The organism is Mucilaginibacter terrigena (assembly GCF_004168255.1).
In the GTDB taxonomy this organism is placed as follows: Bacteria; Bacteroidota; Bacteroidia; order Sphingobacteriales; family Sphingobacteriaceae; genus Mucilaginibacter; species Mucilaginibacter terrigena.
The window spans coordinates 420,469-434,525 of the sequence record NZ_SEWG01000003.1 but is presented as its reverse complement, the minus strand read 5'-3'; the positions used below and the strand labels follow the sequence as shown (position 1 = coordinate 434,525).

Annotated in this window: 15 protein-coding genes; 7 read left to right on the top strand and 8 right to left on the bottom strand. The window is 44.4% G+C overall.

Annotated elements, in window-relative coordinates; translation table 11 throughout:
* Positions 1-90 precede the first annotated feature (90 nt).
* Entirely contained in the window at positions 91-1,899 is a 1,809-nt protein-coding gene (locus EWM62_RS09145; RefSeq protein WP_129876348.1) for a MutS-related protein, read from the bottom strand.
* Between the two features lie 86 nt (positions 1,900-1,985).
* On the opposite strand from EWM62_RS09145, the gene rlmH reads away from it, so the two are divergent.
* The 4 genes from rlmH (at position 1,986) to EWM62_RS09125 (ending at position 4,481) form a co-directional block, all read left to right on the top strand.
* A complete protein-coding gene (gene rlmH, locus EWM62_RS09140; protein WP_129876347.1) occupies positions 1,986-2,459 on the top strand; it encodes a 23S rRNA (pseudouridine(1915)-N(3))-methyltransferase RlmH in 474 nt (157 codons plus the stop codon).
* A gap of 357 nt (positions 2,460-2,816) precedes the next feature.
* Positions 2,817-3,725, top strand: coding sequence for a cation diffusion facilitator family transporter (locus EWM62_RS09135; RefSeq protein ID WP_129876346.1), 909 nt, complete (start codon positions 2,817-2,819; stop codon positions 3,723-3,725).
* A 6-nt stretch (positions 3,726-3,731) separates the two neighbouring features.
* Positions 3,732-4,055 carry a hypothetical protein gene (locus EWM62_RS09130; protein ID WP_129876345.1) on the top strand — a complete coding sequence of 108 codons (324 nt, stop codon included), beginning with the start codon at positions 3,732-3,734 and terminating at the stop codon, positions 4,053-4,055.
* A gap of 3 nt (positions 4,056-4,058) precedes the next feature.
* Positions 4,059-4,481, top strand: a complete 423-nt coding sequence (locus EWM62_RS09125) for a Dabb family protein (protein WP_129876344.1) — start codon at positions 4,059-4,061, stop codon at positions 4,479-4,481.
* Positions 4,482-4,675: 194 nt separating this feature from the next.
* On the opposite strand, the gene EWM62_RS09120 is transcribed toward EWM62_RS09125, so the two are convergent.
* Complete coding sequence (locus EWM62_RS09120) at positions 4,676-5,170, bottom strand: DUF5606 family protein (protein ID WP_129876343.1); 495 nt, start codon at positions 5,168-5,170, stop codon at positions 4,676-4,678.
* Positions 5,171-5,254: 84 nt separating this feature from the next.
* Positions 5,255-5,692 (bottom strand): peptidylprolyl isomerase, encoded by a 438-nt coding sequence (locus tag EWM62_RS09115; protein WP_129876342.1) that lies wholly within the window; start codon positions 5,690-5,692, stop codon positions 5,255-5,257.
* A 244-nt stretch (positions 5,693-5,936) separates the two neighbouring features.
* Here EWM62_RS09115 and EWM62_RS09110 point away from each other — a divergent pair, with 244 nt between their 5' ends.
* Entirely contained in the window at positions 5,937-7,118 is a 1,182-nt protein-coding gene (locus EWM62_RS09110) for an asparagine synthetase B (RefSeq protein ID WP_129876341.1), read from the top strand.
* 117 nt (positions 7,119-7,235) lie between these two features.
* Here EWM62_RS09110 and EWM62_RS09105 read toward each other — a convergent pair whose 3' ends face one another.
* The 4 genes from EWM62_RS09105 to EWM62_RS09085 all read right to left on the bottom strand — a co-directional run bounded on the left by EWM62_RS09105 (position 7,236) and on the right by EWM62_RS09085 (position 11,792).
* Entirely contained in the window at positions 7,236-9,344 is a 2,109-nt protein-coding gene (locus tag EWM62_RS09105; protein WP_129876340.1) for a putative porin, read from the bottom strand.
* Positions 9,344-10,159 carry a purine-nucleoside phosphorylase gene (locus tag EWM62_RS09100; protein ID WP_129876339.1) on the bottom strand — a complete coding sequence of 272 codons (816 nt, stop codon included), beginning with the start codon at positions 10,157-10,159 and terminating at the stop codon, positions 9,344-9,346. Before EWM62_RS09100 ends, EWM62_RS09105 begins: the two co-directional genes overlap by 1 nt.
* Complete coding sequence (lpxK, locus tag EWM62_RS09095; protein WP_129876338.1) at positions 10,131-11,186, bottom strand: tetraacyldisaccharide 4'-kinase; 1,056 nt, start codon at positions 11,184-11,186, stop codon at positions 10,131-10,133. The genes EWM62_RS09100 and lpxK overlap by 29 nt, the downstream gene beginning before the upstream one ends.
* Positions 11,187-11,537: 351 nt before the next feature.
* Positions 11,538-11,792: a DUF433 domain-containing protein gene (locus tag EWM62_RS09085; protein ID WP_238989313.1), complete on the bottom strand. Its 255-nt coding sequence runs from the start codon at positions 11,790-11,792 to the stop codon at positions 11,538-11,540.
* A 30-nt stretch (positions 11,793-11,822) separates the two neighbouring features.
* Here EWM62_RS09085 and EWM62_RS09080 point away from each other — a divergent pair, with 30 nt between their 5' ends.
* Positions 11,823-12,731: a serine hydrolase gene (locus EWM62_RS09080; protein ID WP_129876337.1), complete on the top strand. Its 909-nt coding sequence runs from the start codon at positions 11,823-11,825 to the stop codon at positions 12,729-12,731.
* A gap of 1 nt (position 12,732) precedes the next feature.
* Here EWM62_RS09080 and EWM62_RS09075 read toward each other — a convergent pair whose 3' ends face one another.
* Positions 12,733-13,221, bottom strand: coding sequence for a VOC family protein (locus tag EWM62_RS09075; RefSeq protein WP_129876336.1), 489 nt, complete (start codon positions 13,219-13,221; stop codon positions 12,733-12,735).
* Positions 13,222-13,388: 167 nt separating this feature from the next.
* On the opposite strand from EWM62_RS09075, the gene yihA reads away from it, so the two are divergent.
* Positions 13,389-14,021 (top strand): ribosome biogenesis GTP-binding protein YihA/YsxC, encoded by a 633-nt coding sequence (gene yihA, locus EWM62_RS09070; RefSeq protein ID WP_129876335.1) that lies wholly within the window; start codon positions 13,389-13,391, stop codon positions 14,019-14,021.
* The last annotated feature ends 36 nt before the right edge of the window (positions 14,022-14,057 follow it).

Genomic DNA, 14,057 nt, shown 5'->3' with positions numbered 1-14,057 from the left:
CAGGGTTTTTAGGTGAACGAATGCAAATTGTCGGTAAATGTATTCTTATTACAATTAAGCATCGGCATTTTGACGGTTGCTGTTTACCGTTTACTCTTCACCAACATTTATCCCTATCCGTTTAAGCAATAACGATGCGTTAAAGGTTTTGCACTCGCCATGCTTTATCTTATAATCAAACAGCATTTCGCCGTCTATCACCTGGATGTCGAAGTAGTAATTGCGCACATAGTTAGGGTACTTATCTTCCAGCCGGGCAATTTGCAGATCGTGTGTGGCAACCATGCCTACGCCTTTTTTGCTGATGAGCTGCTCTATCACCGCTTTGCTGCCCAGGTATTTATCCATAGAGTTGGTTCCGCGCAGCATCTCGTCTATTAAAAAGAAAACACGGTATTCATTTTCAACGGCTGCCAGCAGCATCTGCAGGCGGTCAAGCTCGGCTTTAAAGGTTGATGTGCTTTCGTTCAGCGAATCCTTTATGCGCATATAGCTTACTATCGTGATAACCGAAACCTCCATCGCCGATGCGCAAACTTTAGACCCGGCAAGCGCCAGCACTGTGTTGATACCGATGGTGCGCAGAAAAGTACTTTTACCGGCCATATTACTGCCGGTAATAATATCGATGTTATAAGCGTCCTGTAAGTTGTAATCGTTATCAACCCTTTTGCCACGGATAAGCGGGTGGGCGATATTTTTGGCGATAACGGTGTAACCTTTGGTATCGGCAATAATTGGGGTTGTCCAGTCTGGGTAGTTGATAGATGGTACGGCAATACTCATCAATGCCTCAAATTCGGCAATTACATCAAAGGCTTCTTCAAAATTGTGTTGATTATTACGCTTCCATTTTTCGATAAGCAGGATTTGCTTTAGCGCCCATAAAAAGAATACATTTAGTATAAACCCTACTATCATAATTAGGCTATAGCTAAGTTTATTAATAAGCTTTGATAGCTCCTCGATATTTTTTGAGGTTTGATTTACCCGGAGTTTCTCATTCAGTTCCGTGCAGCGTTTTGATTGCCATTGCTGGTTTTCTATTGCCTTAAACACAATGGCATAATTAGCCAGCACGCTACCGATTTTATCGGCTATGGCGCCTCCTTTTAATATAAAACTCCCCTTGGCAAGCAGTATAAGCGTATTAAAAAACGCTATCGCGACAGCAATAAATACAAAAACCGGATGTAAGAATATGCCGGCCAATATTGTAGCGAGTAGTAAATAAGGTGCTATTTTAATGTAGGGGCTTAACCACTTTTCGCCCGATAGTTCTAACGGGATGCCCAGGTAAATAAAAAGGCGTTTCATCTGGTCAGTATCCTCTTTAGTGGCAAACAGCAGCTTGGTTTGGGTATTTACCTTCCAATCGTTGTTGGCAGCTACTTCCTTAAACGCCTCCTGGCGCGACAATACGGTAGGCTTATCAGCCGGGGCATTTAACCATGCGGCCAGTTTATCGTTCCCGGCCGAGGTAGCTGCACGGTTTATCAACTGAAACAACGACGCGTTGCCGAAGATATCCAGATCGGAACTATAAAAGTGCTTCTCGTTACTGTAACGTTGCCCATTGTTATATAAGTTAGTATTGCTTTGCAGGCTGTTTATCTCGTTCAGGTTTATTTTTTCAAGATCAAGGTAGTAATCGCGCTGGCGCTCGTACTCGCCCTGGCGGGCAACCAGCCATGCAAAACCGGCCAGCAGCACCACAAACCCAACAGCCATAATGGTAAAGTTATCCTGCGCAATGGTGAGGTATATCACATAGATCATCAGCGCAAAAACACCCAGCCTTAACAGCGAATAGTAATTAGCCAGCCCTTTATATTTATCTGCCTCTTGCTTTGCCAGCGCCGCAGCTTGCATGTAATTGTTTATAATATCTTGTTCCATGTAGCTTTGCAGCTTTTAATAGGTAATTTTGCGTTCAATGTTACAACAATAAGAGCACATTTCTACTTTATAAGTTACATGGCCCGATGAAAATTACATTTATAACCGTTGGCAAAACCGAGGATGCCTACTTAAAGGATGGCATTGAAAAGTATGTAAAACGATTGAAGCATTATACCAAGTTGGAAATGACCGACATCCCCGAGCTTAAAAACACCAAAGCCCTCACCGAAGAACAGCAAAAAACCAAAGAGGCAGAACTGATCCTCAAAAAAATCACCGCTCAGGATCATGTGATACTGCTGGACGAGAACGGCATGGAGTTTACTTCGGTACAGTTTGCCAATTATATCAATAAGCGTTCAGTTTCATCATCAGCCAATCTCATATTCGTAGTAGGCGGCCCATATGGCTTCGACCAATCCGTTTACCAGCGCGCTAACGACAAGATCTCGCTTAGCCGCATGACCTTTTCGCACCAAATGGTACGCCTGTTTTTTGTAGAGCAGCTTTATCGGGCATACAGCATTATAAAGGGCGAGCCGTATCATCACCAGTGAACCGGGATGAAGCGGATTTATGGGATTAACAGGATTTTTAATGAGCCTGACGGACAGAACGTAACCTCAAAATGCTGCATTGGCCTGTTCGGATAGCACAGCACCTGCCTTAGCACCAACTTTCACAGAGCAGGACGCAGCCACGATTTTTCTTTGGTTACTTTCTTTTGAGAGAAAAAAACGGCGAAGCCCTCTTGAGCGCCAAAACGATAAAAAAAACGCGAAAAACGTAACATCCACTGACTGTTCATATACTTCACTGCCAACCCCAACAAAGAACTAAATCACAAACTGTCAACCCAGACTACTTTTTACCTCGTTCGAAATTGAAACATCTTTTTCCCTAACTTTACCACCATGCACGACCACTCGCACCATCACCACGATCACGCACCAAAGATCGACCACCTGAACGCGGCCTTTATATGGGGAATTGTGCTTAACTCGGCTTTTGTGGTTATCGAGGTGGTTTACGGTTTCATCAGCGGTTCGTTATCGCTGCTTACGGATGCCGGGCATAACCTGAGTGATGTGGCTTCATTAGCGTTAGCCTTACTGGCCTTTAAACTCGCCAAGGCAAAATCAAACAAGGTATATACCTACGGTTATAAACGCTCAACCATTATCGTGTCGTTTTTTAACGCCATGATCCTGATTGTTGCCGTTGGCTTTATAGTGTACGAGGCCGTGATGCGCTTTATACATCCCGAACCCATTGCCGGCGGCACCGTTGCCTGGGTGGCCTTTGTGGGTATAGCTATTAATGGCTTTACGGCATGGCTTTTTGTAAAGGATAAAGACAGCGACCTTAACGTTAAAGGTGCTTACCTGCACATGGCGGTAGATGCCATTGTATCGCTTGGGGTTGTGGTATCGGGTATTATCATTTACTTTACACACCTTACCTGGATAGACAGCGCCGTAAGTATCATCATCGGCATCGTAATTTTAACCGGCACCTGGAATTTGCTTAAGGACAGCCTGCGACTGGAGATGGATGGCGTACCAAAAGATATCGACCTGAAAAAAATAAAAGCCGAACTGATGAAAACCGAGGGTGTGGTAAATATCCATCACATGCACGTTTGGGCGCTAAGCACTACTGAGAACGCCTTAACCGCCCACCTGGTGGTAAAGCCCGAGAACATGGGCATCTTCGACGACATAAAACACGATCTGCGCCACAGGCTGGAGCACCTGTCCATCAGCCACAGCACCTTTGAGCCGGAGTTTAGTAATGAGAAATGCGAACAGCCGGATTGTTAAGATATTATGACAGAATTTAAACTTTGGCTCGAATTTGAAGTTGTTGAACCAGGTAATTGGGACATCGAAAATGAGTTTTGTAATATCCAAGTTGAGTTACCCGATGGTAGAAAATATGGGATCAATGTATGGACCTTCAATTTTTTGAAAACTGCCAATAGTTTAAACAAATTAGAAGGCGATAATTTGAATGGCTTGTATATAACCCCGCCGGATCTTTTTGTTAAAGAATTGACAAGAGATTGCATTGGAAAAGTTATTGAAGACCTATTAAAAAAAGGTGATTTAGAGCATGTATTAAACCCAAGTGTAACTTCGAATAACAATTAGTTCATGAACACAACCAACCGACGTAAATTTATAGCAACCGCAGCTACCGTTGCCGCAGGCACGGCGGTTGCATCGGCAATTCCATCAATATTAAAAAATACTACCATGATAAACAGATATCCAATTGTACACCACGCGCTTTTCTGGTTGAAAAATCCCAATTCGAAAGAAGACCGCGATAAACTGGTGGCCGGCGTAAAGTCGCTCGGCAAAATAGAAACCATTAAGGAACTGCACGTAGGCGTTGTTGCCAGCACCGAAAAACGCGACGTGGTTGATAACAGCTGGGGGGTATCAGAAGTAATGTTCTTCGCCGACCTGGAAGGCCAAGCTACCTATCAAAGCCACCCCATTCACCAACAATTTATTAAAGACCATAGCCACCTTTGGGAAAAGGTTGTGGTTTATGATGCGGTGGACGCATAGGTAATTACAGTAATTATAAACACCATGTTATTGCGAGCGATAGCGCGGCAACCTCGTCACTAATGCATAGCCGCATTGCTTACGACGAGGTTGCCACGTCGCTACGCTCCTCGCAATTGACATAGTTTTATATAACAAACAAAGCCCCGACAGGATCAATCCTATCGGGGCTTAATATTTCTTGGCCGTAAAACCTACGCTTTTTTAGCTGGTGCTTTCTTTGCTTTCGCTTTAGGGGCTTCGGCGGCAGGCGCTGCTTCCTTTACCGGTTCGGCGGCCGGTGCTTCTTCGGCAACCGGTGCAGCAGCAGGCTCTTCGTTAAACAAAGGCATGTCTTTTAATATCAGGTACCAGTTAATGATCTTTTTAATATCTGATGAATATACTTTTTCCTCATCATGGTCGGCAGCAACTTCGTAGAAAAACTCACGGAGTTTTTTGCCATCGTCCTTAACCGCAGGTACGGTTGTGGCTTTCATACGCTCAAAAACGTCAACAAGCTTTATATCATCTTCAAGGCCAAAAATAGTGATCTCGTTTAATGCGGCCAGCTTAGCGGTTGATAGGTTTACTACCAACTTAGTTTTTTGCGCATCAAGGCTCTCTAAAACATAACCGGTTTTGTTTTGCGCAAGCGCCCTCCATAAACCCGGTTTACCCGATACCGCAACAATTCCCTGTAAATTCATTCTTTATGTTGTAATGGTTATAAAGGTTGTAAAAATTGCAAGGGTTAAACCCCGCAACATTTACAACATCTTCAACTTCTTTAACTAATCTTCAATAACTTCTATTCCTAAAATTTTATCGCCCTGGCGTATATCGTCAACCACGTCAACGTTCTCAACCACTTTACCAAAAACGGTGTGGTTACGGTCGAGGTGAGCGGTATTATCTCGGCTGTGGCAGATAAAAAATTGCGAGCTGCCGGTGTTACGGCCTGCATGCGCCATTGATAGCACACCGCGGTCGTGGTATTGGTTATCGCCCGTAAGTTCACAGTCGATGCGTTTGCCGCTGCCACCTGCACCGGTACCGGTTGGGTCGCCGCCCTGTACTACAAAATTTGGAATAACACGGTGAAAAGTTACGTTATCGTAAAAACCTGATTTAGCTAACCCTAAAAAGTTTGCTACAGTGTTTGGCGCATCCTTATCATAAAATTGAACGGTCATGTCGCCTTTTTCGGTTTTAATTATTGCTTTGCTCATTTGTTTTAAATTTTAAACAGGTGGCAAAGTTAATAAAAAAGCTTAAGGCTAAAAGCAGAAAGCTAAAAGCTACACAGATAATACCATTCCCAATTAATCGTTACATTTGGTAACGGCCATGAATAATTTAAAAAAGTTCCTTTTACCTTTTACCTTTTACCTTTTACCTAAAAGAAAAAGCTTTCTGCTTTTAGCATTATGCTTTCTACCTTTTCTAACCAGGGCTGCCTCTATCCTTATCCCCATGGATGAAGAACAGAAAGACCACCTAAAGTCGTACGGCATTGCGTTCTGGACGCTGAAGAACGGCGAAACGGTAGACTGGCTGCTTAATTATCGTGGTGGCAGCTTTATGATGAAGTATGATAAGCGGCTGGAGGATGAGTGCAAGATAAGAGGAGTGAGCTACCAGGTTTTACCCGATGCAAAGGCTAACGAAATATTGACCGAAGTTAGCGATCCATCAGTCAATATGGATATGGTAAAGCTGGAGAAAGCGCCCAAAATGGCGGTATACTCGCCCAAGAACAAACTACCCTGGGATGATGCCGTTACCCTGGTTTTAAAATATGCCGAGATCCCTTACGATGTGATTTACGACGAAGAAGTGATACGCGGCGACCTGCCTAAGTACGACTGGCTGCACATGCACCACGAGGATTTTACCGGTCAGTTCAGCAAGTTTTACGGGATTTACCGCTACGCTCAATGGTATAACGATGATGTAAAAAGCCAGCAGGCCATGGCTGCTAAGCTGGGTTTTAAAAAGGTATCGCAGATGAAATTGGCAGTGGTGCAGCACATCCGCGATTTTTGCGCCGGCGGGGGTTTCCTGTTTGCTATGTGCAGCGGTACCGATACCTTTGATATTGCACTTGCGGCCTCAAACACGGATATTGTTGAAAGCATGTTCGATGGCGACCCCGCCGACCCGGATGCGCAATCCAAACTTGACTTTACACAGACTTTCGCTTTTCAGAATTTTACTTTGGACCAAAACCCAACATCGCACCAGTTTGCAAACATTGATGTTACCCCGGTAAGGCAGATAGAGCGCAGCCGCGACTTTTTTACACTGTTTGATTTTTCGGCCAAGTGGGATGTAGTGCCCAGCATGCTTACACAGGACCACGATAAGGTAATAAAAGGTTTTATGGGGCTTACAACTGCCTACAATAAAAATAAATTAAAGCCAGGCGTTACTATTATGGGCGAAATGAAAACCGCCAACGAAGCCCGGTACATACATGGCGAGTACGGCAAAGGGCAGTGGACCTTTTACGGCGGCCACGACCCCGAAGACTACCAACACGCCGTTGGCGACCCGCCCACCGATCTTAAGCTTCACCCCAACTCGCCCGGTTACAGGCTGATATTAAATAACGTGCTTTTCCCGGCGGCCAAAAAGAAGAAACAGAAAACGTAAGCCAGGCCCCCAATCCCCTAAAGGGGGAGTTCTTGAAACGCATAACGCAAAGAAGCCCAAACTTGAACAGTTTGGGCTTCTTCTATTCTGTTCCCCCTTCAGGGGGTTAGGGGGCTTCTAATTATAGAACGTCCATGCTACGCCGAATTTTATCATTTTATCCATTTGCGGGTAGCGGTTTACTGTATAAAAACCGTTGCTCAGTAACCCCTGGTTTATATAGTCGTACTGGATAAAAAGGTTGGTACGATCAAGCGTGGCTTTAAAAAATACTGTTGCAATAGGGTACGATGTAAAAGTGATATTTGGCCCATTATAAAACTGCCCTAAGCCTACCGCGTATGACGGGGCAAGGTACGGCGTATTATACCTAACGTTTACACCAAACTGCGAGTTAAGCACGTTAAAAAGTACAGTACCATAATATAAACTACTGTACGTATAAACTTCGGGTGTGCGTAAAATATTGGCGTTATCAGTTTTTTGATAAACCACATAATTATCAAAGTGAAACTTGCGCCACTGCAAATTTTTACCCAGGCTTACCTTAAGCATATTTATACCCGCGCCATATTGCTTTGGCGTGGCATCAATACCACCGGGCTGCGCGGCAAAATACAGGTAATCGGTTATCAGGAAATATTCGGCCTTTAGGTCAACCTGCAACATGTCGTTTATGTAATTAAAAGACAGGTTGGTGGTTTTTTGATTACTAAAATTGTTGTTAAAAATGTAATGGTTTGATATCCAGTTGGTGTAAACCATCCCCGGCGAACTGCTTTGCAAATAAGCGCCCAAAACAATCCTCCCGGCTTTTTTCCCGCCTGCAAGGGTAAGCTTTGCATCGTACAGCAAATCGCCAAAATTGCGGCCCTGTACAATTTGCCGTATATCGCCATCCAGGTTTATCCGATCGCTAAACCTGTAACCAAGCCTGGCTTTTAGCGTAATATTCTGGAAAGTTTCATTCTGCACCCTGGACGGTTTGATCTCCTTTCGGCCAAATTCATTAATAAGTGTATCGGCTACAAACTGGCTCACTTTATAAAAATCCTGGGTTAGCCCAACATCCAGCTTCAACTCGTTCTTTACCATTTTTAAGGATTTCCCCCTCAGGTAAAAACTGTACGAAAACTCGTTTTGCAGGTGCAAAACATTTAATGAATCGCGTGACCTGCCCGCGCTGAAATAATAATCGGGGAATACACCGTTCCTGTCCAGATCATTTTGCAGATAATTGTATTTGCGCTGGTTGTAATAAAATGTGTAAGCCACGCGCTGTGTAGGCAGCACGTTTTTATTACCCGCCTTCCCCCTGTTAAGGCTATCTATGTGGCCAATGTAATAAAACTGCTTAATGTAAAAGCCGGTGCTTTTCCAGTTGGTAAAACTGCTTGGCAGGCGCACCGGTTCGCCGGTTTTATCAAACGATGATTGTTTGCTGTTAAATATCGTATCCTTTAAAATAGAACCCGTTTCGGGGGCTTTAAGGTTGTTAAATAAAACGTTGGCCAAAAGGTTATACCTTTTATTAACACTATGATACCAGCTGAAAATACCTGCGGTAAAATCGCTTACATTCTGCGCCAGGATGCCGTTAGTACTGTAATACCCCCGCGACCCGTTAAAATTCAGCATAAAGCCGATGTTCCAGTTGGGTTTAATATTTTGGGTGTGCAGTGTTTTAAAAAGTTGTTCTTTAGAGCCGCCAAGCGAACTGTATAAGGATAGCAGCGTATACGGTGCGCGGGCATTAAAGTAATTAATATCCTGGGGGTTTATCATGTAGGCATCAAGCGCGTGCATGCCTTCGTCAAAACCAATAGTTTTACGTGGGTTAAACAGCAGGTCGCGCTGCGATACACCGGGATAGCCTAAACTAATTTTTGGGTTGCGCGGCTGGTTAAGCGGACTGTAATTTTCAAAGTTAACCAGCCCTGTATCCAGCGGAAACAACTGGATGCTATCCATAAGCAAGCGCTCGCTGGTAACTTTTATAAATTTTGAGGTAAATACGATGGAATCTTTACGGTTCTCTTCGCGCATCCGCACCGAGTCGAGGTTTTGCGATTCTCCGTTCCGCCGTACATTACGTGATGTATCACGCGAGTAAACAGGTTCGCCCGTTCTTTGGCCCGGGAACCGCTGGTTGCCTACCTGTGCAAAAACATCCTGCACCGCTGCGCAGATGAATAAAATAAGTAAATATTTAAGCTTATTCGCCATTAAAGCCGCGCTATTAATTCTTTCAGTATAACGGTCAGTTTCGGCTCAGCCTCCCTTGCAACAGCCAGTATCTCTTCAAGCGATACCGGTTTTAGCACTTCGGGGAAACCTTCATCTGTAATTACAGATATGGCAAATACAGGCAAGCCCATATGGTTTGCCACAATAACCTCGGGCACGGTGCTCATACCAACAATATCGCCGCCAATTACGCGCAGGTATTTATATTCGGCACGGGTTTCTAAATTTGGGCCGGTAACCGCAACATAAACTCCCTTATGGCAGGTAATATTGTTTGCTTTCGCGATATCAAGCCCCTTTTTTATCAGGTCGTGGCGGTAGGGCTCGCTCATATCCGGAAAGCGCGGGCCAAGCTCCTCGTCGTTACGGCCGGTAAGCGGGTTCATGGGCTGCAGGTTGATGTGATCTTCGATGACCATCAGGTCGCCCTTTTTTATATCGGGGTTAAGCGAGCCGCTTGCATTTGATACAAAAAGCGTTTTAATACCCAGCATTTTCATCACCCTAACCGGGAAGGTGATCTGCTGCATTGTATACCCTTCGTAATAATGCAAACGTCCCTGCATGGCGACTACTTTTTTACCACCCAGTGTACCAAATATCAATTTACCGGAATGAAACTCCAGCGTCGACATCGGGAAGTCGGGGATGTTAGAGTACATCAGTTGTTTTTCAACCTCAATTTCGTTTACCAAAGCGCCAAGGCCGGTGCCCAAAATTATACCTGCTTCCGGCTCAAAATCGCCGATGCGTTTTTTAATATACTCAGTTGTATTGTGTATGCTCTCTAACATAGTTCAATAATAATGTATCAAATGCTTGCCGCCCGTTATTTAAAAATTCGATGCCTATTGGCTGTACCAAAATTGGCAGTTGCGCAAGGGTGGGTATTAACTCTTGTACCCCTAAACGCTGTGCATCCTTTTCTGTTGTGATGATCAGTTTTTTTTGCGACCTACAGGCAAAAAACTCACACGCAAGTTTAGCGATATTTTTTAACGTAAACCGGTGATGATCGGGATAATTATGGTGGATAATATTTGTTGTGGATTGCCTGATGTGCTGCACCAATGGTTTCGGGTTAGCGATACCTGTAAGCAGGAAGATTGTGGTATCCGCATCGATAACTGTATCTGTTAACTTGCCCTGCAGATCCTGTAATGGCTGGTAAGCTATGGATGTAAAAAATAAAGGCTGCCAGTTTAATGGCGAGATCTGCTCATAGCTTTTGGTTATTTGCTGCTCCGTTAAACCATCCGGGCATTTGGTTACCACCATCATATCTGCCCGCCAGCGGCCGCTAAAAGGCTCGCGCAGGTTGCCTGCGGGCAAAACAAATTTTGGCTTTTGCAAATGGTTGTAGTCGAACAATAAAACATTTAACCCTGCCTTTACCGCGCGGTGCTGAAAGGCATCATCAAGGATTATGAGGTTATGCTCCGTTTTTAATTGTTGAATGCCCGCTACCCTGTCCTCGCAAACGGCAACAGTGACATCCGGGAATTTGTGTTTGAACTGGGATGGCTCATCGCCTATTTCAGTGGCGGTAGCAGTGGCGGTGGCAGTTATAAAGCCTTTACTATTGCGGCCGTATCCACGGCTAAGGGTGGCCAGGTTATATTGATCTTTCAATAATCGCACCAGGTACTCCGTCATGGGGCTTTTGCCGGCGCCGCCAATTTCAAGGTTGCCCACGCAAATTACCGGCAACTCAAACTCGTGGCTTTTAAACAACCCGGCATCGTAAAACCAGTTACGGATGATAACCACCAAACCATAAACCAACGAAAACGGTAACAAAAGCCAGCGCAGGTGTTGCATATATGGCGTAAAGATAGGAAAAGGGTTTAAGAGGGTAAAAGTTAAGAGATAACAATTACCGGCCCGTCAGAAACATTGTTGCTGTTTAAATATGCTCTAACTTTTGGGCTTAGCTTTGTTAATTCCGAATAGGTATTTATTGAAGCTGTGAGCACAAATACGGTTACTGTATATTTCTTAAAATTTTGTTGATATTGAAGATTTTTGTCAAACGTAATTAGTGCATCAAAGCCTTCTGCGATCAGGAGTTTCAATAGTTTCCCGTTTTACACACCATTCCATCCTTTATCACTAACAGTATAAATTTCATGTTCAGAAAAATCGAGCTTAAGTTTTTTAGGCAGATTTTCGTCAAGCAACAGCTTCATAAAGTTTAGCTATATCTTTTGAGGTGACGATTTTATTAGCCATATCCAGCAAAGCAACCGCCTGATCTTTGGTAACAGATGGAAAATCTTCCAAAAATTCATCTAAGGACACACCCGCTTCCAAATGATCAAAAAGAGAGTCAACGGGCACACGTGTCCCTGTGAAAACAGGTTGCCCGCTTAAAATATTGTTGTCGATATTGATAACTTGATGAACATTCATATCATAAAGATACATAACTTTAATTATGTATAAAAATCATCACCTATGAAACAACTGCTATCTATCCTCCTGCTCCTCACCACCCTAACCACCTTCGCCCAAACCGATCAAAAGCTAACCGCGCAATTGCAAAGCTTAACCAAAAAATTTAACGGGCAGGCTGGCATTTATGTGCAAAACTTAAAAACGGGGAGAACTGTAGAGATAAATGCCGATACCTTATTCCCTACGGCCAGCATGATCAAAGTGAGCATTTTAGGCGGGTTGATGGATAAGATTGAGAAAGACGTAATGCAATATAACCAAAAGCTTGTTTACCGCGATTCGCTGCTGTACCCCGGCGAGGATATTTTGGGATCGTTTAAAGATAAGGATACCATTCAGCTTAGTAAGGTTGCCATGCTGATGATCACCATGAGCGATAATACCGCCAGCACCTGGCTGCAAAAACTAGTAGGCGGTGATTACATCAACACCTGGCTGGAGCAGAACGGCTTTAAGGTAATGCGGGTAAACTCGCGCATCCCGACGCGCCGGCCAATTTGGGAGGTATATGGCTGGGGTGTTACCACACCACGCGAAATGTGCCGCTTATTTACGATGATAAGGGAAGGTAAAGTGGTAAGCACTGCAGCAAGCGAGCGCATGTACCGCATGCTGAACCGAATTTATTGGGATGACAAAGCCTTATCGCAGATACCGCCTTATGTGCAGGCTATATCCAAGCAGGGGGCAGTTGATGCATCAAAAAGCGAAACCGTTATGGTGAACGCCCCGCATGGCGATTACGTGTTCTCTATCATCACCAAAAACAACAAGGACCAGCGTTGGGCACCGGATAACGAGGCCGGCTTGCTTATCAAAAAAGTATCAGCCCTGTTATGGCATTATTTCGAGCCCAACAGCAAGTGGAAACCTGCTGCCGGGGTAGATAAATATATGCTTAACGAGTAACTTACTTAAGCAACGCAAGCAATCCGGGGATATCAAGCTGGCGTGTGTACATGGTAAGGTTGCCATGCTCATCTGTCGGCCATTCGGCCTTTGGCCTATCCCAGTATAGTTCAACGCCGTTACCATCGGGGTCGTCAAGGTATAAGGCTTCGGATACGCCGTGGTCCGATGCGCCGGTAAGCGGGTAGCCATTATCTATTAAACGCTGTAAAATAGCTGCAAGGTCTTTGCGCTCGGGGTATACGATAGCGGTGTGGAACAAGCCCGGCGCATATTGCGGGGCAGGCGGCGCGCCTTTGCTTTGCCAGGTGTTCAGTCCTATATGGTGATGGTATCCGCCTGCGGATACAAACGCCGCCTGATCGCCATACATGGTTACCAGTTCAAAACCAAGCAGGTCGCAATAAAAAGCCATCGATTTTTGCAGATCGCTTACTTTTAAGTGCACGTGGCCAATGCGGGTTTGGGCCGGGATCTTATAATCGCTCATGATAAATTTGTTGTAATGTTGTAAAGTTATAAGGTTGTAAAGTTTTTTCTATCAGCGACAAGTAAAAAGATGTTTAAACATCTTTTTACTTGTCGCTCTACAACCTTACAACCTTACAACCTTACAACCTTACAACCTTCAAACAAAATAAACCCTACCTTTGCAGCATGATCATAAAATCTGCCGACTTTATTTGCAGCAATACCCAGGTATCGAAATTGCCGCCGCCCATAAAGCCCGAATATGCTTTTATCGGCCGCAGTAATGTAGGTAAATCATCGCTGATAAATATGCTACTTCAAAAAAAGGGCCTGGCAAAAACATCGCAAACACCGGGTAAAACCCAACTTATCAATCACTTTTTGGTGAACGAGAACTGGTACATCGTCGATCTGCCCGGTTATGGTTACGCCCGTGCCTCCAAAAGCAAAAAAGCCGACTGGAATAAATTTATCCAAACCTACCTGGATAAGCGCGAAAGCCTGCAATGCGTAATGGTTTTGATAGACAGCCGCCTTGAACCGCAAAAGATAGACCTTGAGTTTTGCAGCTGGCTGGGTGAAAAAGGCCTGCCCTTTGTACTGGTATTCACCAAGGCAGATAAACAAAGTAACCTTAAAACCGACCAGAATATTGCCAAATTTCGCAAAGCGATGCTGGCCTTTTTTGAAGAAGCACCTCAGCATTTTGTAACCTCATCCGAGTTGATGCTTGGCCGAGATGAGGTGCTGGGTTTTATTGGCGGCATTAACAATAGTTTTGAGATCCCCGAGTTTGACGAGGAGAGATATAGTAAGTAAATTAGTTCCCTTCTCAAGGGGGGAGCCCTAAATAAC